General features: G+C 73.3%; 16 protein-coding genes. 9 read left to right on the top strand and 7 right to left on the bottom strand.

Features of this window, described 5'->3' with window-relative positions; translation table 11 throughout:
• The first annotated feature begins 9 nt into the window (after positions 1–9).
• From coaBC to ACGGCP_RS16615, 3 genes are all read left to right on the top strand, one after another.
• Positions 10–1,200 carry a bifunctional phosphopantothenoylcysteine decarboxylase/phosphopantothenate--cysteine ligase CoaBC gene (coaBC, locus tag ACGGCP_RS16625; protein WP_392966949.1) on the top strand — a complete coding sequence of 397 codons (1,191 nt, stop codon included), beginning with the start codon at positions 10–12 and terminating at the stop codon, positions 1,198–1,200.
• Positions 1,201–1,315: 115 nt separating this feature from the next.
• Positions 1,316–2,509 (top strand): methionine adenosyltransferase, encoded by a 1,194-nt coding sequence (metK, locus tag ACGGCP_RS16620; RefSeq protein WP_392966947.1) that lies wholly within the window; start codon positions 1,316–1,318, stop codon positions 2,507–2,509.
• A 59-nt stretch (positions 2,510–2,568) separates the two neighbouring features.
• The gene (locus ACGGCP_RS16615) at positions 2,569–4,494 is read left to right on the top strand and encodes a primosome assembly protein PriA (RefSeq protein WP_392966945.1); all 1,926 of its coding nucleotides are present in this window, start codon (positions 2,569–2,571) and stop codon (positions 4,492–4,494) included.
• 12 nt (positions 4,495–4,506) lie between these two features.
• Here the strand turns inward: ACGGCP_RS16615 and ACGGCP_RS16610 are convergent, their stop codons facing one another.
• The 4 genes from ACGGCP_RS16610 to ACGGCP_RS16595 all read right to left on the bottom strand — a co-directional run bounded on the left by ACGGCP_RS16610 (position 4,507) and on the right by ACGGCP_RS16595 (position 8,433).
• A complete protein-coding gene (locus tag ACGGCP_RS16610) occupies positions 4,507–4,944 on the bottom strand; it encodes a DUF4190 domain-containing protein (protein WP_392966943.1) in 438 nt (145 codons plus the stop codon).
• A 69-nt stretch (positions 4,945–5,013) separates the two neighbouring features.
• Positions 5,014–5,274 (bottom strand): hypothetical protein, encoded by a 261-nt coding sequence (locus ACGGCP_RS16605; RefSeq protein ID WP_392966941.1) that lies wholly within the window; start codon positions 5,272–5,274, stop codon positions 5,014–5,016.
• Between the two features lie 26 nt (positions 5,275–5,300).
• The gene (locus ACGGCP_RS16600) at positions 5,301–7,832 is read right to left on the bottom strand and encodes an ATP-binding protein (protein WP_392966939.1); all 2,532 of its coding nucleotides are present in this window, start codon (positions 7,830–7,832) and stop codon (positions 5,301–5,303) included.
• Positions 7,833–8,070: 238 nt separating this feature from the next.
• A complete protein-coding gene (locus tag ACGGCP_RS16595; protein WP_392966937.1) occupies positions 8,071–8,433 on the bottom strand; it encodes an iron chaperone in 363 nt (120 codons plus the stop codon).
• Between the two features lie 123 nt (positions 8,434–8,556).
• On the opposite strand from ACGGCP_RS16595, the gene ACGGCP_RS16590 reads away from it, so the two are divergent.
• The 3 genes from ACGGCP_RS16590 to ACGGCP_RS16580 all read left to right on the top strand — a co-directional run bounded on the left by ACGGCP_RS16590 (position 8,557) and on the right by ACGGCP_RS16580 (position 11,012).
• Positions 8,557–9,036, top strand: coding sequence for a VOC family protein (locus tag ACGGCP_RS16590; RefSeq protein WP_392966935.1), 480 nt, complete (start codon positions 8,557–8,559; stop codon positions 9,034–9,036).
• Between the two features lie 120 nt (positions 9,037–9,156).
• Positions 9,157–10,374, top strand: coding sequence for a sensor histidine kinase (locus ACGGCP_RS16585; RefSeq protein WP_392966933.1), 1,218 nt, complete (start codon positions 9,157–9,159; stop codon positions 10,372–10,374).
• The gene (locus tag ACGGCP_RS16580) at positions 10,371–11,012 is read left to right on the top strand and encodes a response regulator (RefSeq protein ID WP_392966931.1); all 642 of its coding nucleotides are present in this window, start codon (positions 10,371–10,373) and stop codon (positions 11,010–11,012) included. The genes ACGGCP_RS16585 and ACGGCP_RS16580 overlap by 4 nt, the downstream gene beginning before the upstream one ends.
• 39 nt (positions 11,013–11,051) lie before the next feature.
• Here ACGGCP_RS16580 and ACGGCP_RS16575 read toward each other — a convergent pair whose 3' ends face one another.
• Together ACGGCP_RS16575 and ACGGCP_RS16570 are read right to left on the bottom strand one after the other, a co-directional pair.
• A complete protein-coding gene (locus tag ACGGCP_RS16575; RefSeq protein ID WP_392966929.1) occupies positions 11,052–11,495 on the bottom strand; it encodes a hypothetical protein in 444 nt (147 codons plus the stop codon).
• 14 nt (positions 11,496–11,509) lie between these two features.
• Entirely contained in the window at positions 11,510–13,186 is a 1,677-nt protein-coding gene (locus ACGGCP_RS16570; protein WP_392966927.1) for a hypothetical protein, read from the bottom strand.
• Between the two features lie 151 nt (positions 13,187–13,337).
• Between ACGGCP_RS16570 and ACGGCP_RS16565 the strand changes: the two genes are divergently transcribed.
• Complete coding sequence (locus ACGGCP_RS16565) at positions 13,338–13,664, top strand: hypothetical protein (RefSeq protein WP_392966925.1); 327 nt, start codon at positions 13,338–13,340, stop codon at positions 13,662–13,664.
• Between the two features lie 8 nt (positions 13,665–13,672).
• A complete protein-coding gene (locus ACGGCP_RS16560) occupies positions 13,673–15,079 on the top strand; it encodes a WXG100 family type VII secretion target (protein ID WP_392966924.1) in 1,407 nt (468 codons plus the stop codon).
• Positions 15,080–15,137: 58 nt separating this feature from the next.
• On the opposite strand, the gene ACGGCP_RS16555 is transcribed toward ACGGCP_RS16560, so the two are convergent.
• Positions 15,138–15,812 carry a hypothetical protein gene (locus tag ACGGCP_RS16555; protein ID WP_392966922.1) on the bottom strand — a complete coding sequence of 225 codons (675 nt, stop codon included), beginning with the start codon at positions 15,810–15,812 and terminating at the stop codon, positions 15,138–15,140.
• Between the two features lie 159 nt (positions 15,813–15,971).
• On the opposite strand from ACGGCP_RS16555, the gene ACGGCP_RS16550 reads away from it, so the two are divergent.
• Positions 15,972–18,323 carry a BTAD domain-containing putative transcriptional regulator gene (locus tag ACGGCP_RS16550; RefSeq protein WP_392966920.1) on the top strand — a complete coding sequence of 784 codons (2,352 nt, stop codon included), beginning with the start codon at positions 15,972–15,974 and terminating at the stop codon, positions 18,321–18,323.
• Positions 18,324–18,480 lie beyond the last annotated feature (157 nt).

The raw sequence follows: 18,480 nt of genomic DNA, 5'->3' as shown, positions 1-18,480 counted from the left end.
GCTTCGCGCGTGAACATCGTCCTGGGCGTGTCCGGCGGCATCGCCGCCTACAAGGCCTGCATCCTGCTTCGCCTCCTGAAGGAATCCGGACACGACGTCCACGTGATTCCCACCGAGGCGGCGCTCAATTTCGTCGGTGAAGCCACCTGGGAGGCCCTTTCGGGCCACCGGGTGGCTTCCGGCGTCTTCTCCGACGTGTCGGAGGTCAAGCACGTGCGGCTCGGCCGCCAGGCCGACCTCGTCGTGGTCGCGCCCGCGACCGCCGACCTGCTCGCGCGGGCCGCGCACGGCCGCGCCGACGACCTCCTCACCAGCACCCTGCTCACCGCGACCTGCCCCGTCGTGTTCGCCCCGGCGATGCACACGGAGATGTGGGAGCACCCGGCCACGCGCGCGAACGTCGCCACGCTCCGCGAGCGCGGCGCGCACGTCGTCGAGCCCGACTCGGGCCGCCTCACCGGCGCCGACACCGGCCCCGGCCGCCTCCCCGAGCCCGAGTCGCTGTTCGCCCTGATCAAGGGCTTCCTCACGTCCCCTGCGCGGGACCTGGTGGGCCGCAAGGTCCTCGTCACCGCCGGGGGCACCCGCGAGGCGATCGACCCGGTCCGCTTCATCGGGAACCACTCCTCGGGGAAACAGGGCATCGCCCTCGCGGCCGCTGCCGCCGCGCGCGGCGCGGACGTGCACCTCATCGCCGCCCACATCGACGCGGCCCTGCCCGCCGGTATCAGCGTGGAGCGCGTCTCCTCGACCGCCGAGCTCCACGAGGCCACGGTGAAGGCCGCCGCCGAGGCCGACGCCGCCGTCCTGGCCGCCGCGCCCGCCGACTTCACCCCCAAGAATTCATCGGACCGCAAGCTCAAGCGCAAAGGCGACATAGACCTCGCCTTGACCTCGACCGCGGACATCGCCGCGGCCGTGGGCGCCGCCAGACGACCCGGCCAGGTCCTGGTCGTCTTCGCCGCCGAGACCCACGACGGACGCGAGCACGCCCTGCGCAAACGCGAGGCCAAGAACGCCGACCTGGTCGTCCTGAACGACGTTTCCGGTGGTGCCGTGTTCGGCGCGGCGGAGAACTCGGTCACCGTGTTCGACGAACGTGGCGAAGTCGACGCTCGCGCGCACGCCTCGAAAGAGGCCGTGGCCGATGCCATCTGGGACGCCGTCGCAGCGCGTCTCCCGCTGAGTGGACGGGATTGACACCGCGTGGCCGCCGCGTGCCGACTTGGTGGGAAGATCTTCACCGCATAGACTTGTGAGCTGCGAAGTCAGTTGAATTGCGCCGTATCGCGGCGTGGAAGTGTTGAGGAGTGCCGTGGCACGTCGCCTGTTCACCTCCGAGTCGGTCACCGAGGGCCACCCGGACAAGATCGCCGACCAGATCTCCGACGGGATCCTGGACGCCCTGCTGGGCGAGGACCCCTCGAGCCGGGTCGCGGTCGAAACCCTCATCACCACCGGCCAGGTGCACGTGGCGGGCGAGGTCACGACCCACGCGTACGCGGACATCCCCCGGATCGTGCGCGACACGATCCTGCGGATCGGCTACGACTCCTCCAAGAAGGGCTTCGACGGCGCCTCGTGCGGCGTGAACGTCTCGATCGGCGGCCAGAGCCCGGACATCGCGCAGGGCGTCGACAAGGCCTGGGAGTCCCGTGTGGACTCCGCCGAGGCCGACGAGCTCGACCTGCAGGGCGCGGGCGACCAGGGCCTCATGTTCGGCTTCGCGTGCCGTGAGACCCCTGAGCTGATGCCGCTGCCGATCGCCTTGGCGCACCGCCTCTCGCAGCGGCTCACCGAGGTCCGCAAGGACGGCACCGTGCCGTACCTGCGCCCGGACGGCAAGACCCAGGTCACCATCGAGTACGAAGGCAACAAGCCGGTCCGCCTCGACACGGTGGTCGTCTCGAGCCAGCACGCGCCCGACATCTCGCTCGACTCGCTCCTGGCACCCGACGTCGCCGAGCACGTCATCGCGCCGGTCGTCTCGGGGCTCGACCTCGACACCGCCGACTACAAGCTCCTGGTGAACCCCACGGGCCGTTTCGAGATCGGCGGCCCGATGGGCGACGCCGGCCTGACCGGCCGCAAGATCATCGTCGACACCTACGGCGGCTACGCCCGCCACGGCGGCGGCGCGTTCTCCGGCAAAGACCCGTCGAAGGTCGACCGCTCGGCCGCCTACGCGGCCCGCTGGGTCGCGAAGAACGTCGTGGCCGCCGGGCTCGCCGAGCGCTGCGAGGTCCAGGTCGCGTACGCGATCGGCAAGGCCAAGCCCGTCTCGATCGCCGTGGACGCCATGGGCACCGAGACCGTGGACCCGGCCGCGATCGAGCGCGCCGTGCTCGAGGTCTTCGACCTCCGCCCGGCCGCGATCATCCGCGACCTCAACCTGATCCGCCCGATCTACTCCCAGACCGCGGCCTACGGCCACTTCGGCCGCGAGCTCCCCGAGTTCACCTGGGAGGCCACCGACCGGGCCGCGGCCCTCAAGGAAGCCGTGAGCTAGTCCCCGACGCAGACCGCCGGGCCCCGCCGACTGTCGGCGGGGCCCGGTATTTTTATGCGATGGACGAGTCCCCGGCACGATACGCAGCGGTCTGCGTAGACCACCCGTTGCCGCAGCTCAACCAGCTTTTCGACTACCGGGTTCCGGTGGAACTGCTCGACGAGGTGCGCCCGGGCTGCCGGGTCGCGGTGCGGTTCAGCGGGCGCAAGCTCAAGGCCACGGTGATGGAGCTGCGGGAGCGGACCGAGTTCCCGGGGAAGATCCTGCCGGTCCTCGAAGTGGTCCCGCCGGGGCCGGTGCTCAGCGCCGAGGTGGCGGCCGCGGCGCGGCGGGTCGCGGAGCGGTACGCGGGGAACCTCGCGGACGTGCTGCGGCTCGCGTTGCCGGAGCGGAAGATCCGGGTCGAGAAGGAGCCGGTCGGCGAGGCGCTGGAAGTGGACGCGCCCGCGAACGCTCTCTGGGGTAGATATATCAACGGCGAGGCATTCCTGCGGGCGGTGCGTGAAGGGAAGTCGCCGAGGATCGTGTGGAACGCAGTCCCGGGGGAGGACTGGGCGACCCGGCTCGCGGAGGCGGCCGCGACGGCCGCGGCGGCCGGACGCGGGGCGCTGCTCGTGGTCCCGGACCAGTACGACCTGGAGCGACTGGACGCGGCGCTGACCGCCGTGCTCGGGCCTGATCGCCATGTGACGCTGTCGAACGCGATGGGTCCGACGCCGCGCTACCGCTCCTTCCTCAAGGCCCTCCGTGGCGAGGTGCGGGTCGTGGCCGGGACGCAGGTCGCGATGCTCGCTCCCGTGGAACGCCTGGGGCTGGTGGCCGTCTGGGACGACGGGGACAAGAACCTCGTCAGCCTGCACGCCCCGCATCCGCACGCGCGTGAAGTGCTGCTGACCCGGGCCGAACTGGCCGGGGCCGCGTGCGTCGTCGGCGGGTTCTCCCGCACGCCGCAGGCGCAGCTGCTGGTCGAGACCGGTTGGGCCCATTCGGCTCCCGGGCAGCGCGCCGCGCTCCGTGAGGCCTCGCCGCGGGTGGTGCCGATCGGCGACGACGCGGACCTGTCCGCCGACCCGTCGAGTTCCACTGCTCGGTTGCCCACGGTCGCTTGGGAAGCGGCCCGGCGGGCGCTCAACGCCGACCTGCCGGTCCTGCTGCAGGTGCCGCGCCGCGGGTACGTCCCCGCCGTGTCGTGCCAGCGCTGCCGCACCCGCGCCCAGTGCCCGGAGTGCACTGGGCCGCTGCGGCTCACGGGTCCGCGCCGCCCGCCGGTGTGCACCTGGTGCGGGCGGGTCGACGAGCACCACCGATGCCAGGAGTGCGGGTCGCCGCAGATCCGCGCGGTGGTGATCGGCGCGGCGAGGACCGCCGAAGAGATTGCGAGCGCCTTCCCCGGTGTCGAGGTGGTCGAGTCGAACGCGTCGGAGCGGATCGGCGCGATCCCGGAGGGACGCCGGATCGTCGTGTCGACGCCGGGGGTCGAGCCGGACGCGCCGCAGGGCTACGGCGCGGTGCTCCTGCTGGACACATGGGCGCAGCTGACCCGGGCGGAGTTGACCGCTTCTGAAGAGGCGCTTCGGATCTGGATGAACGCGGTGGCGCTGTGCGCGCCGACGGGCACGGCCGTGGTCACCGCTGACGGCGGCCTGCCGGTGGTGCAGGCGCTGATCCGCTGGGACGCGGGCTGGTTCGCGGGGCAGGAGCTCGCGGAGCGGGCGGAGCTGGGGTTCCCTCCGGTCATGAAGTTCGCTGCGTTGACGGGGCCGAACGGGGAGGCCGAGAAGATCGCGGCGAACCTGCCGTCCGGCCTGGGGGCCGAGGTCATCGGGCCGATCCCGGTCGACGAGCATTCGGAGCGGCTGCTGCTGCGGGTGCGCCGCCGGGACGGCGCGGCCCTCGCGAGCGTGCTCGCCAAAGCCACCGCCGAACGGTCGCTGGCGAAGGCCGAGCAGGTGAGGATCCAGATCGACCCGCGCGAGATCGCTTGAGCCCGAACGGGTTCAGTAGCCGTCGATGCTGCCGACGGAGGCGATCATGATGATGCGGACCGCGATCCAGGCGACGGCGATCCAGCCGAGGACGATGCCCGCGGTCGCCAGGCCCGCTCCGGCCTGGCCGGTCTCTTCGATCTGGCGTCGGGCGATGTTGCCGAAGACGATGCCCAGGAAGCCGAAGCACAGGCACAGGCCGACGATGCCGACGACGAGCGCGGCGACCGCGTAGCCGTTGGTGCCGGGCTTCGGCGGGTACGGGTAGTAGTTCGGCCCCGGTGGGATGTACTGGGGCGGCGGCCCTGCCGGGGATTCGGGGGCGGCGGCGGGCGTGTCGTCGGCCGGGTCGGCCGGGTCGGCCGGGGCGTCGGGCGCGGGTTCGGCCGGTGCCGGTGCCGGTGCCGGTGCCGGTTCGGGCTCTGCCGGGCGGGGTTCGTCCTGGGACATGTCGGGGTCCTTCACGTCAGGGGACTTCGATTGTCGCAGTGGCTGACCGGGAGGGGTCCCGGCTCGCGGCTACTCGGCTTCGCCGCGGCGGGGCCGGGCGCGGGTCCACAGGTCGCGGAGGCGCTGGCGGAAGAGGTAGGCGAGGCCGAGGACGATGAGGACGAACGGGATCGCGATCGGCAGGACCGTGGTGAAGCCGAGGAGCACGATGAGCGCCTCGACGCCGATGAAGGACGCGACGCCCATGTAGCCGACCACGGTGAAGGCCTGCATGCGGTACATGACGGCGGCGATGGCAGTGCGGAGGCGGCCGGGGTGTTCTGCGCTCACCGTCCATGTATAGCAGGGCTTTCGCCTTATGCGGGTCCGCTCTGGGCGCGCTTGCCGAGGAGCTCGGCGACTTCGGCGCGCCCGTAGGTGCCGATCGAGTCGTGCAGCCGCAGGGCCCGGGCCCAGTGGGTGCGGGCGGCGTCGTCGTCGCCCTGCGCGGCGAGGGAGTTGCCTAGGCCGTGGTTGGCGCGGGCCTCCTCGTAGGGGTCGGGGGCGGCTTCGGCGAGGTCGAGGGCTTCGCGGTGGAGGCGTTCGGCGGTGTCGTGGTCGCCGACGACGTTGTAGGTGAAGCCGGTGTTGTTGAGGACTTCGAGGCGCAGTTCCATGCTGTCGGCGGCGGCCGTGGCGTCGAGGGCGTGCGCGGCGAGCGCTCTGGCCTGGTCGTGGAGGCCCTGGTGGGCGCGGGCGTAGGCGAAGCGGCTGCGGATGAACGCCTGGCCGTATTCGTCGCCGGAGTCCTGGTAGGCGAGGAGGGCCTTCTCGAGGAGTTCGGCGGCGGCGTGGGGGTCGTGGTCGCGCAGGCGCAGGCGGGCGAGGCCGGCGAGGGCGGCGCCGAGGTTCTGGTTCCAGCCGTTGTCGGCGAAGGTCTTGACGGACTTCTCGAACCCGGTCCGGGCGTTCGCGTTGTCGCCGACGAGGAGGTCGAGGTGGGCGAGGTCGTCGAGGGCGTTGGCCTCGCGGTCCTCGTCGCCGAGGTCGCGGAAGCCTTCGGCGACCTCGACGGCGCACCGGCGGGCTTCGGCGAGGTTCCAGCGCTGGCTGTGGCACCAGCCGAGGGCGGCGAGGGCGACGAGTTCGCGGTTGCGGTCGCCGAGTTCGGCGGCGAGGGCGCGGGACTCGGCGAGGTGGTGTTCGGCGTCGTCGAGGGCGCCGATGGCGCGGTGGGTGCTGCCGATCTGGTAGTGGACGGCGGCCTCGTGGTGCCGGTCGCCCTCGGCGCGGTCGGCGGCGAGGGCGAGGGCGAGGCAGTCGAGGGCTTCGGTGCGGAGGCCGCGGAGGTACTGGAAGCGCCAGAGTGCGGAGGCGAGGCGGCTGACGTGCCAGTGGCGGCCGCTCGCGGCGGCGTGGCGGATGGTCTCGGTGAGTGCGCCGTGGCGGGTGTCGAGCCAGGTGAGGGCGGCTTCCGGGGTGGCGAAGGCCGTTGCGGGGACGGCGGTCTCCGGGACGGTCTCTGGTTCGAGTCCGAACAGGACCTGCCAGGTTCCGGCGACGGAGGCGAGGTGCCAGTCGTAGAGGCGGCGCAGGGCCGCGTCCCGGTCGGGGTGGTCCTCGGCCTGTTCGCGGGCGTAGGCGCGGACGAGGTCGTGGACGCTCCAGCGGCCGTCGCCGGCGGACTCGGCGAGGTGGACTTCGGCGAGGCGGTGGAGCGCGGCGGCGGCCTCGGTCGCGGTGGTGCCGGTGAGGGCGGCGATGCCGGAGGGCTCGAACTCGGTGGCGGGGTGGAGTCCGATGGCGTTGAGCACCTGGCGTTCGGCGGGGGCGAGGCTGTCGCGGGTGAGGTCGAGGCAGGAGCGGAGCCCGGCGGCTTCGTCGCCGGGGAGGTCGAGGTGGGCGAGGGGCGCGCTGGCGATGCGGTCGCGGAGGTCGGCGAGTGCCTGGTCGGGGTGGGCGAGGCTCTGGCTGGCGGCGAGGCGCAGGGCGAGGGGGAGGTCGCCGCAGGCGGCGGCGAGCCCGCGGGCGGCTTGCGGGTCGGTACTGACGCGGTCGCGTCCGACCATGGCCCCGAGGAGGTCCATGGACTCCTCACGGGCGAGCGGCGCGAGGCGGAGGTGCGGGACGCCGTGCGTCGCAGTGAGTCCGAACAGGACGGTCCTGGCGGTGATGAGGGCGGCGGAGCCTCCGGTGCCGGGGAGGAGGTCGCGCAGCTGCTCGGGGCTGCGGGCGTTGTCGAGGACGACGAGGACGCGGCGGTGGCTCAGGAGCGAGCGGTACATCGCGGCGCGCTCGTCGGCGTCCGGCGGGATCTCGTCGGCGTCCGTGCCGAGCGCGGTCAGGAACCGCTGCAGCACTGGGGAGGGCGCGAGCGGGTCGGCGCCGGAGAAGCCGCGGAGGTCGACGTACAGCTGCCCGTCGGGGTAGTCGTCGAGCGTCCGGTGCGCCCAGTGGAGGACGAGCGCGGTCTTGCCGATCCCGGCCGATCCGGCGACGACGACGGCGCGGGGCGCGGTCTCGCGGGTGTGCTCGCCGATGAGGCGCAGTTCGCGCTCGCGGCCGGTGAAGGCGTGCGGGGCGGGCGGGAGCTGGCGGGGGACCTGCCCGGCGTCGGCCACGTCGGAGGCGGCGATCCGGGAGCACTGCGCCAGCCAAGTGTCCACAGTAGCCTCGTCGCCGCCGCAGGCGCGCACGAGCGCGGCGACCACCTCGGAGCGCGGGAGCGTGTCGCGGTTGAGCACGGCGGCGAGTGTGGAGGTGGGGAGCCAGTCGCCGTGGTCGCGGGCGCGGCGGCTGACCTCGCGGATGCTCAGGCCCGAAGCGGCGCGCAGTTCGCGGAGCAGGGCGACCATCTGGGGCGCCGAACCGGCGGCGGAGGGGTCAAGGCCATCGAGGGAATGACGCACATCACTGAGTCTACCGAGGACCACGCGTGCCCGCCCGTCCCGTCCGGGACGTACCGGGACACCCGCAACCGTTGCCGCCCACAGTGATCCGGTGGTCCACTGGAACCCACCCGGAAGCCGTGGGCCTCCCGGACCGACAGTCCCTTCCAGGCTGTTCCTTCCAGGGAACCCGGGCCGACCCGTGCTGTCGTCGGCCCGAGCCTCCCGGCCGCCCTGACACGGGGCGGCCGGGACGCCCTCAGCAGATCGCGCCCGGCGTCGCGGCCGTCGCCGCCGCGAGGTCGCGGATCAGCTCCAGGTCCACCTTCTCGGGCCTGGAGAACCGCAGGCAGCCCTTGCCCATGTCGTGGCCCGCGAGACGCTCGGCGAAGGCGTCCCGCACGTCCGTGCGCAGCACGTAGAACGAGATGTACCGCTTCTGCGACGCGAACGCGATCCCGTCGTCCCCCCGCTCGAACGCGGGCATGCCGTAGGCCATGACCTCGTCGAACCCCGGCATCGCCGCCCGGCACACGTCCCGGATCGCGGTCATCACCGGCCTGCGGTCCTCGGGGAGCTCCGCCAGGTACTGGTCCACGGTCGCCGCGTCGCTCTGCACCATGGACCGAACGTAGCCCGATCCCGCGGCGAAGCGATGAGTTTCGGCGCGCCGCCTCGTCTCAACTGATGCAATCGCCATATCAAGGCAGCACAGCTCGGATCCGCTCGGAAGGACGAAACCGCCATGCAGAAGATCGTCACCAACATCTGGTACCAGGACAACGCGGCCGAAGCGGCCGTCGAATGGTACGTCTCCCTCTTCGAGGACGCCAAGATCACCAGCACCATCCCGTACGTCGAGGACGCCCACGGCAAGGTCGGCGACGCCATGGTCGTCAACTTCGACCTCGCCGGGCAGTCGTTCACCGCCATCAACGGCGACGACTCCGCCAAGCACGACCACGCCATGTCGCTGCTGGTCAACTGCGACTCGCAGGCGGAGGTCGACCGCCTCTGGGACGCGTTCCTCGCCAACGGCGGCAGCGAGATCCAGTGCGGCTGGATCGCCGACAAGTGGGGCGTCAACTGGCAGGTCTGGCCCACCGAGGCCGACCAGTACGTCGGCGGCCCCGACAAGGAGGGCGCCGTGCGCGCCGTCCAGGCCATGTACCCGATGAAGAAGATCGACCTCCAAGGGCTCAAAGACGCCTACGAAGGCAAATAGCGCCGAAACCGGGCAGCCCGGTCCCCCGCGCGGGGGACCGGGGCCCCGCCCCGGAGGGAAGCCGCCCGCCCCCGCGCCTGTGAGACTGGAGCCGTGAACAGCCGCTGGCACAATGGCCCCATGCGCCTCCTCGCCCCGCTCTGGTCCCGCGCCACCTACCGCGGCTGGGTCTGGGCGATCCTCGGCGGCGCGCTCATGATGCCGTTCATGATGGTCGGCGCCACCGGCTACAACTACGTCGAGCCCGGCAGCGGCTTCAACGGCGTCATCGAACCGGTCGTGTTCGCCGCCGTCCTCCCGCTCGTCGCCGCCGCCTCCCTGCTCCTGCCCGACCGCGAGGTCGAGCGCACGGCCGCCCGCCGCCTCCTCGGCGCCGAGTTCGCCTCGCCCGCCGACGACGACTCCTGGAACTCCCGCTGGCGCACCGGCTGCTGGTTCACCCTCCACGCCGCGATCGGCGGCGTCCTCAGCGGCATCACCCTCGCCCTCGTCCCCTTCGTCGGCTTCCTGCTCTACTACGGCTTCCGCTACGCCCTCACCGGCCTCGACACCGCCCCCAGCTGGTACGACGGCTGGTTCGTCGAGTGGGGCCTGCTCACCGGCCCGCTGTGCCTGGCCGCCCTCATCGCGCTCGTCGCGGCCGTCACCGCCGCCATGCGGGCCTTCGCGCCGAAGCTCCTCGGCCAGGGCGCGAGCGACCGCCTCGCCGCCTCCCGCGCCGAGGCCGCCCGCCTCGCCGCCCGCAACCGCATCGCCCGCGAACTCCACGACTCCGTCGGCCACGCCCTCTCTGTGGTCGTCGTCCAGTCCGAGGCCGCCTCGCGGCTCATCGCCCGCGACCCCGCGTTCGCCGCCGAGGCCATGGCCGCCGTCGGCGAGACCGCCCGCGGCGCGCTGGCCGAACTCGATGCCGTGATCGGGGCCCTGCGCGAGGACCGGGAAGGCTCCCGCGCCCCGCAGCGCGACCTGTGCGACCTCTCGGCCCTCGTCAAGGAGTCGGGCGTCGCGGTCGACCTGCGCCTCACCGGCGACCCGGAGACGCTGGGCCGCTTGGCCTCCCGCGAGATCTACCGGATCGTCCAGGAGGCGCTCACCAACGTGCTGCGCCACGCCGACGAGCCGCGCGCCGCCGTCACCGTCGACATCGGGCCCGCCGAAGCCGCCGTCACGGTGACCAGCCCGGCCGCGCGACGCCCGCGCGGCAGGCCCGGCGGCCGGGGCCTCATCGGCATGGCCGAGCGCGCCGAAGTCCTCGGCGGCACCGCCGGAACCGACTGGGGCGCGGGCGAATGGACCGTCCGCGCCGCCGTACCGATCGACCAGAAAGGTCGGGAATGACCGCACCGCTGCGCATCGCGCTGATCGACGACGAGGCCCTGATCCGCACCGGGTTCGCCGCGATCATCGGCGCCGAACCCGACCTCGAGGTCGTCGCCCAGGGCGCCGACGGGATCGACGCGCTCGCCATCGCCCGCTCCGGCAAGGCCGACGTCCTCCTCATGGACGTCCGGATGCCCACAGTAGACGGCATCCAGGCGACGGAGCGGATCGTCGCCGAGCTCGCCGCGCCTCCGAAGATCCTCGTCGTCACCACCTTCGACAACGACGACTACGTGTGGCAGGCCCTGCGCGCCGGAGCCGACGGGTTCCTGCTCAAGCGCACCCGCGTCGAAGACCTCCTCGCGGCCGTCCGGCTCGTGGCCCGCACCGACGCGCTCCTGTTCCCCGAAGCCGTCCGCCGCCTCGCCTCGGCCGCCCCGACCCGCAAGGCCCCCAAGGGCATCGGCGACCTCAGCGAACGCGAGCGCGAGGTCCTCGTGCTCGCCGCGAAGGGGCTCTCGAACCAGGAGATCGCCGCGGAGCTGTTCCTCGGCCGCGAGACCGTCAAGACGCACCTCAGCGGCGTCTACACGAAACTCGGCGTCCGCGACCGCACCCAGGCCGTCATCGCCGCCTACGAAGGCGGACTCGTCTGACACGGCGTCCGGCCCCGAGTGCGCGGGGCCGGACGCCTCCTAAGCGGTGAACACCGCGGCCCCACCGGAACCGGTGCCCTCGATGGTGAAGGCCTCGGCAGTGAGGACCACGCCGGCCGTGCTCTGGTCGGCCGTCGGCTCCGCGGTCGGCGCGGCCAGGTCGGACTCGGTGGCCGCGAGACCCGCGGTCGACTCCTCATCGGCCTCGCCGCCGCTCGCCGCGACCACGGCCAGCGCGGACTCCATGCCGTGCAGCGTCCCCCGCAGGTATTGGAGGTTCCGCCAGGTGGCGGCGTGGAACTCCAGGTACTGGCCCGCGGCGTTCTCGGCCGCGCCGGGCGCGGTCCCGAACGCCGGGGCCCGGCTCAGGGTCCCGGTGCCCAGCACCGGGATGACCTGGTTCTCCAGTGCGTCGAGCAGTTCCAGCAGGAACAGCCGGTACTCCTCGATCGCTTCGGGGTCGAACACCCGCTCGTCTGCCATCGCGCGTCTCCTCGCTAGCTGTAGGGGTCGTCGCCGGGCCTGACGTAGCCCCAGGCGAAGTCGGTCTCGCGGAAGGTGAGGTCCTCTTCCTCCGCTTCTTCGTCCTCATCGGACTTTCCTTTTCGCTTGCGGGCCTCGGCCGCCTGCTGTTGCTGCTGCTGGGGTGCGCCGCCGACCATCGCGGTCCGGGACCCGCCCGCGCCGCCGCCGGACCCGCCTGGCGGGGCGGCGCCCGCCGCCCCGGCCGTGCCGAACGAGCCGGGCATGGCCGGGCCGAACCCGCCGCCCGTCGCGCCGCCGACCGGTGCGGGAGCCGAACCGGGGACGGTTCCGCCGCCGAAGCCCCCTCCGTAGCCGCCGCCGAACCCGCCGCCGCTGGCCAGACCACCCGAGGCCTCTTCGGACGCCGCCTCCGTCTCCCATGGGTCGGCGGCGGTCTCGGCCGCCGTCTCGGTCGCCGCGACTGTCCCGTCCCCGCCGGGCGGCAGCGGCGTCGGGTCCTGCGTGGTCTGGGGCGGCACCGGCGGCGCGGGCTGCTCCATCACCGGCGGCTCGAGGTCCATGTAGGCCGCGTCCGCGCTGTCGGGGTACGGCCGGTCCGCGCCCGCGGTCTGGAGCGACTCCAGCTGCTCGCTCTGGCCGGTGCGCTTCTCGCCGATCGACTCGTCGATCGCGGCCTGCCGCTCGGTGTACGCCGCGAGCTCGGCGGTGATGCGTGAACCGAAGCTCGTCTTGGCCTCCTCGCCCGCCGTCAGCCGCGCCTGCGAGGCGGCGGCCCCGACGACCGTGGAGGCCGTCTCGCCCGCCTTCTGCTCGATGAACGACCGCACTTCGGCCGCGAGCGCCGGGTCGGCGCCGCCCAGTTCGAGCGCTTTCTCCGCCTCGTCGCAGGTCATCTGGATGCAGTCGCCGTGCCACCATGCGGGCCGCACGTGGATGGCGACCAGGTTCGTCCACTCGCCGTCGGCGCCGACCAGCGGCGCGGGGTAGGGGATCTCGCCGGAGTCGCCGCCTTGGAGCGTGTAGATCGCCTCTTCGCGGTGCTTGAGCTCCTGCGCGGCCGCCTCGATGTCGTCGAGGACGCCTTCGAGGAGGGCGCGGGCCTGGTCGGTCTGGTCGGCGAACGCGTCGAAGTCCGTTCCGGCCCAACCGGTCGAGAGCGCCGTCAGCTTCGTCTTGATGCGGGCGGGCCATTCGCCGACGACGGCCGCGACCTCCTCGTTCCAGCCGGTGCGCAGGCGCTGCAGCGAGAACGAGTCGGGATCGATCGGGCGCACCGCGCTCACGGCCGCCCGGAAGTCGTCCTCGGTCGGGTAGGACATGCCCTCGCAGAACGGCTTGAACCTGCCGAGCTGCCCTTCGACCGGGACGGCCGAGGCCAGCTGTTCCCAGTCGGTCTCGGCCGGGTGCGCGACCGGGTGCGGGCAGGCGCCCGCCGTGCAGCCGGCGCGCTCGGCCCCGGCCGTCTCCAGGTCGGCGGTGTCGCCGAAGGCGATCGTGGAGCTCGCGGTCGCCGTCTCCATCCCGGTGTACGAGGTGGTGTCGTAGGCGGCGGCGTCCTCGTAGACGAGGCTCGCCTCCTCGTAGGAGGCCGCGCCGTCCACACCCGAATCGGCCTCGAAGACGTGGACGAACTCCGACCCCGAGTCGCCGCTGGGGGCCGAGCCCTCGATCAGTCCTCCGTCGCTCATGCCGGTGCACCTCCCTGGGTTGGTTCCTGGTGCGTCCCATGGAAGACCGGGCCGCTCTGGATTCGCCATGACTTCGCCCCAACCGGGAAAGGGCGGGTCCGTGGCGGGCTGGTGCACATTGCTAGGAGCGCCGGAGCGAAGGAGGAGCAGCGTGGACGAGGTGTACATGGAAGTGGAGCAGGTGCGCGGCGGCGGCGGCGACCTGCAGGCGCTCGCGCCGAAGGCCAAGCTGGCCTCCGACCGGGTGCAGGCGCCCGCCGAGTCAGCCGCTTCGAGCAACGGCGGGTTCGTCACCGGCGACGCCGGGGTGGGCTGGCACGGGAAGTTCGACGCGGTCACCGCCGGGGTCGAGCGCCGCGTCCAGTGGCAGGGCGAGCAGGTGACCGGCAGCGCCGACGAGCTCGAATCGTGCGACCAGGAGGTCCGCGGCCGGTTCCGCGCCCTCCAGCGCCGCATCCCCGTCCGCCGCGAGCAGTAGGAGGAGTCATGCCCGCATACGAGGAGGCGCTGGCCGCCGACCCGACCGCGTTCGTCGACTGCGCCTCGGAGATGGGCGCGGCCGGGAACGACCTGACCGACCACCGCGCCGAGTACGACTCCGCCGTGACCCGCATCAACGACGGCTGGCAGGACACCGCGAACACCGCGTTCAACGACGACGTGAACATTGTGGACGAGCATGTGGACGAGGTCGCGTCGAAGGTCGGCGAGGCCTCGGAGCTGCTGAGCACGGGCGGTTCGGCGATGGTCTCGCAGGTGGAGCAGTTGAAGGCCGCCGACGCGGCCTACAAGGGCGCCGGGTTCGTCGTACAGCCCGCGCCGAAGGTGGAGCTGGGGCCCGTGCACTGGGCGGCGATCGCGGCCGCCGGGCCCTTCGGGCCGGTCCTCCAGGCGATGTTCCAGGCCCGCGCCGACGAGGGCACCGCGCTGCTCTCGACGGGTCTGGCGGTGCTGACCGCGACCGACGTCGCGACCGGGACCGCGCTGACCGCCGCCGGTGAGGCCCTGGAGCCGTTGGAGGACAAGGGGCCCGGGCCGACGATCTGCCCGCCGGTGCCGCCGGACGAGCCCGCCGACGCGAAGGCCGAGAAGGAGGAGCGGCGCGCCGACGTCAAGGCCGACAAGGACTCGGGCAAAGACGAGAAGGACGAGAAGGACAAGGACGGCAAGGACGACGACAAGGACAAGGAGAAGGACGACGGCGAGAAGGACAAGGAAGACCAGGACGAGAACAAGGACAAGGACGAGGACAAGCGCGAGGAGCAGCCGGACCAGGACCCGGAGCGACCCGGCAACGAGCAGCCCGAGGCCACGCAGCCGGACCCGACCCAACCCGGCGAGATCCCCGGGTACGACCCCGGGAGCCCGGTCCAGCCGGAGGTCCCCGATTTCAACGCCGACCCGTACGTCCCCACCAGCCCCGACCTGGGCGACCCGTGGAAGCCCGCTGACATCGAAGACCCCGAGACGCCGTCCGGCGGCCTCGCCTCGGGCGGAGGCGGCGGCGGCCTCGGCGGCGGGATCGGCTCGCCCGACCTGCCGGGCGGCACGACCGGCGGCCCGGCCGGCGGGACCGGCCTCGTCACCGCGCCCGCAAGCGCCGCCGCCACCGGAGCGCCCGGGACGGGAGGCAGGTCCGGCCTCGGCGGCGGCCTGCTCGGCGCGCCCGGCGCGCGCGGCGCCGCGAACCCCGACGAGGAGTTCGAGCGCGAGTCGTTCCTGACCGAGGACCCCGAGGACGACGTGTGGGGGATCGGCACCGACGAAGGCAACCCCTACGTCGACTACGCGGAGGAGCAGCCGAAGCAGCCCGAGCTGCCCCCGCTCCCGACCCTGGACGACCCGCCGTTCACCCTCCCCGGCTTCGAACTGCCGGACACCGGCAAACCCTAGGAAACCCACCGCGAACGGCCCGCCATCCGATCGGATGGCGGGCCGTTCCCCTTGCGTCCTAACGCGATGTGGCCTCGAACAGCGCGGCCAGCCGGTCGGAGGCCCGCCGCTGCGCCAGTTCGATCGCGGCCGACACCGCCGCCGAGAGCGCCTCGTGGTCGCTGTCGGCCGTCGCGTGCGGCACCAGGAACCGGAACGCGGTCAGCCGCCCCGCGAACGTCACCTCCGCCTCGCACAGGTCGTCGTCCGTCGCCTCGCTCGTGAACCGCTCCGGGGAGCGCTCGATCCACTCCCGCAGGTCCGCCGAGCGCGCGTCCGCCTGGCAGCGCGCGAGCAGGTCGGCCGCCGTGCGCTCCGCGCGCATGACGTGCTCGGCCCGCGCCGCTTCGGCCGCGTCCCAAGCGGTCTGCACCGCCTTCGCCACCGCCCGCCCGCTCATCCGGTCCACCGTGGGGCTCACCGCGAGCGACCCGAGCCTTCCCGTGTAGTCCAGGCGCAGCCACACCACCCGGCCCGGATCGGTGCCGTCGAACCCGGCGGTCATCAGGCCCGCCGCCATCGCGCCCGCCTTCGCGGCGGCCTCCCGCGCGTCGTCGAACCGCTCGCGCGTCGGCGCCCCGGCCAGGGCCCGCAGCGCGTTGTCGCGCACCGGCCCCTCCGGCAGCCGCTCGGCCGCGGTGTACGCCGCCCGCAGGCGGTCCTCGTAGTCCTCAGGGATGGCGATCCGGTCCATGCGGGACCCTCCTCGGCTCGTTCGCAGTCGCTGCCCGCATCCTCGCCCCGGCCGCCACGGATCCGCCCTCGAATCGCCATGCCTCACGGCGGCACTGGTGTCACAGCACTGTGGGAGAATGGACTTCCCCCGAACCGCGGTGCTGAAAGCGACGACGCCATGACCCTCGACGTGCGCCTGCTCGGACCCCTCGAAGTCCGCGTCGACGGCCGGGCCGCGTCCTTCCCGCGCGGCAACGCCACCACCGTCCTCGCGCTGCTGCTCGACGACCCCGGCCGCGTGATCCCCATGAGCGGCCTCGTCTCCGGCGTCTACGGCGACGACTTCCCGCTCGACCCCGAAGCGCAGATCCAGAACACCGTCGGCGTCCTGCGCCGTCAGCTCGGCGCCGCCCGCGACCGCATCGAGACCGTCGGCCGCGCCTACCGCTTCCGCGTCGACGAGACCGAACTCGACACGCTGCGCTGCAAAGCGAGAGAACGCCAGGCCCGCACGCTCCGCCGCGAAGGCGAGAACGACGCCGCCGCCGCGCTCCTGCGCGACGCCCTCGCCGAATGGCGCGGCCCCGCCCTCGCCGACCTGCCCGGCCGCGCCGCCGGAGCCATCGGCCGCCGCCTCGACGAGTACCGCCTCACCCTCCTCGAACAGCGCATCGACGCCGACATCGACTCCGGCCGCGCCCCGGCCGCCGTCGAGGAACTGCGGCAGGTCCTCGCCGTCCACGACGACCGCCAGCGCCTCGTCGGCCTGCTCATGCGGGCCCTCCACGCGTGCGGGCGCACCGCCGAGGCCCTGGACGCGTTCGCCGCCTTGAAAGAACGCCTCGCCGACGCCCTCGGCGCCGACCCCAACCGCGAACTCGTCGACCTCCACACCGCGATCCTGCGCGACCAGCCCGGCGAGCCCGCCGCCCCCGAACCGGCCGAGCCGATAGCCGCCGCCGTCCCCGCGATGCTGCCGCGCACCACACGCCGCTTCACCGGCCGCGAGACCGAGATCCGCGCCCTCGACCGGTTCCTCATGGACGCCGGCGCCGAAGCCGGGCTCGCGGCCGTCACCGGCATGGGCGGGGTCGGCAAGACCGCGCTCGCCGTCTCCTGGGCCCACCGCGTCGCCCACCGCTTCCCCGACGGGCAGCTGTACTTCAACCTGCGCGGCTTCGACCCGTTCGCGCCCGGCGCGCGTCCCGAGGACGTCCTCGGCGAAGCGCTCGCCGCCCTCGGCGTCCCCGCCGCCCGCCTCCCGTCCGGCCCCGACGAACGCGCCGGGCTCTACCGCACGATCCTCGCCCAGCGGCGCGTCCTCATCGTCCTCGACAACGCCCGCGACGCCGCCCACGTCCGACCGCTCCTGACCACCGCGCCCGGCTCGTTCACGATCGTGACCAGCCGCGACCGCCTCACCGGCCTCGACATGAGCGAAGGCGCCGAGATCGTGCCGCTCGGCCCGCTCTCCAAGGCCGACTCCGAAGCGCTCCTGGCGCGGCGCCTCGGCCCCGAACGCGCCGCCGACGACCAGGCGGCCGTGGGCCGCATCGCCGCCGCCTGCGGCCGGTTCCCGCTCGCGCTCACCCTGGTCGGCTCCTGGTCGGCCGCCGACCCCGCCATCACTTTGGACGCGCTCGCCGACCGGCTCGCCAGCACCGGGAACCTCCTGAACGTCCTCACCTCCGGCGACCGCGCCGCCGACCCGCGCGCCGTCTTCGACAGCTCCTACCAGCTGCTGGGGGAGCGGGACGCGCTCGCGTTCTGCCTCTTCGCGCTCCACCCCGGCCCCTCGCTCACCCCGGCCGCCCTCGCCAGCCTCATGGGCGCGCCGCTCCCCGACGCCCGCGGCGCGCTGGCCGCGCTCGCCGAGATCAACCTGGTCGACCGCGTCTCGGTCGGCCGCTACGGCGTGCACGGCCTGATGCGCGACTACGCCGCCGAATGCTTCGTCGACGAAGTGCTCGAAGTCGAACGCCGGGCGGCCGCACTGCGGATGCTGGAGCACTACCTGTTCGCCGCGCACCGCGCCGATCCCCTTGCGGCGCACCGCTTCGACCCAGGCACGCCCGCGCCCGGCGCGTGCGCCGAAAAGGTCGCCGACGCCGCCAAGTGGTTCGCCGCCGAGCACGACGTCCTCCGCGGGCTCCTGCGCACCAATGCGGGTTTCGGGGCCGACCTGCGGGTCTGGCAGCTCGGCTGGCTCCTCGCCGAACGCTGCCTCGACGCCCCCGACGAGCTGCTGGCGGTCCAGACCGCCGCGCTGGCGGCGGCCGAGCGGCGCGGCGAGGCGTTCGAGCAGGCGGTCTCCTCGGGCTATCTGGGGATCGCGCACCACGGCCTCGGGGACGCGGAGGCCGCCCGGTCCTGCGCCGAGCGGGCCGCCGTGTTCGCCGAGCGCGACGGCCGCACCTGGACGCGAGGGTTCGCCACCTACGCCCAGGCCGCCGCGGCCGGACGCGACCGCGAGGCCGCGACCCTCCGCGTCCGCCTCGCGTCCCTCCCGGTCGCCCCCCGTATGCCGTAGCTCTCATTCTCGGCAAAACCCAAGCGCCGCAACGCTTCTCACTATCAAGGCCGTCCTTGTCCGCGGGGTCCCCCGCTGTCGCGTGTTGACACGCCTCGGCGCAGTCGTGCTATGGTTCATTAGTCAAGTAATGAACCTCTGAACCAACGAACCAATT

Origin of the sequence: Glycomyces sp. NPDC048151 (assembly GCF_043202775.1) — a bacterium.
Classification (GTDB): Bacteria; Actinomycetota; Actinomycetes; order Mycobacteriales; family Micromonosporaceae; genus Glycomyces.
The sequence above is the reverse complement of the archived record's forward strand: the minus strand, read 5'-3'. Positions and strand labels throughout refer to the sequence as shown.

What these genes read in the sequence shown, in the direction of transcription:
- ACGGCP_RS16560 (WP_392966924.1), top strand. Translation starts at nt 13,673, where the DNA reads ATGCCCGCATACGAGGAGGCGCTGGCCGCCGACCCGACCGCGTTCGTC.
- ACGGCP_RS16590 (WP_392966935.1), top strand. Translation starts at nt 8,557, where the DNA reads ATGCAGAAGATCGTCACCAACATCTGGTACCAGGACAACGCGGCCGAA.
- ACGGCP_RS16550 (WP_392966920.1), top strand. Translation starts at nt 15,972, where the DNA reads ATGACCCTCGACGTGCGCCTGCTCGGACCCCTCGAAGTCCGCGTCGAC.
- ACGGCP_RS16580 (WP_392966931.1), top strand. Translation starts at nt 10,371, where the DNA reads ATGACCGCACCGCTGCGCATCGCGCTGATCGACGACGAGGCCCTGATC.
- ACGGCP_RS16610 (WP_392966943.1), bottom strand. Translation starts at nt 4,944, where the DNA reads ATGTCCCAGGACGAACCCCGCCCGGCAGAGCCCGAACCGGCACCGGCA.
- ACGGCP_RS16555 (WP_392966922.1), bottom strand. Translation starts at nt 15,812, where the DNA reads ATGGACCGGATCGCCATCCCTGAGGACTACGAGGACCGCCTGCGGGCG.
- ACGGCP_RS16570 (WP_392966927.1), bottom strand. Translation starts at nt 13,186, where the DNA reads ATGAGCGACGGAGGACTGATCGAGGGCTCGGCCCCCAGCGGCGACTCG.
- ACGGCP_RS16575 (WP_392966929.1), bottom strand. Translation starts at nt 11,495, where the DNA reads ATGGCAGACGAGCGGGTGTTCGACCCCGAAGCGATCGAGGAGTACCGG.
- ACGGCP_RS16595 (WP_392966937.1), bottom strand. Translation starts at nt 8,433, where the DNA reads ATGGTGCAGAGCGACGCGGCGACCGTGGACCAGTACCTGGCGGAGCTC.
- ACGGCP_RS16585 (WP_392966933.1), top strand. Translation starts at nt 9,157, where the DNA reads ATGCGCCTCCTCGCCCCGCTCTGGTCCCGCGCCACCTACCGCGGCTGG.
- ACGGCP_RS16615 (WP_392966945.1), top strand. Translation starts at nt 2,569, where the DNA reads ATGGACGAGTCCCCGGCACGATACGCAGCGGTCTGCGTAGACCACCCG.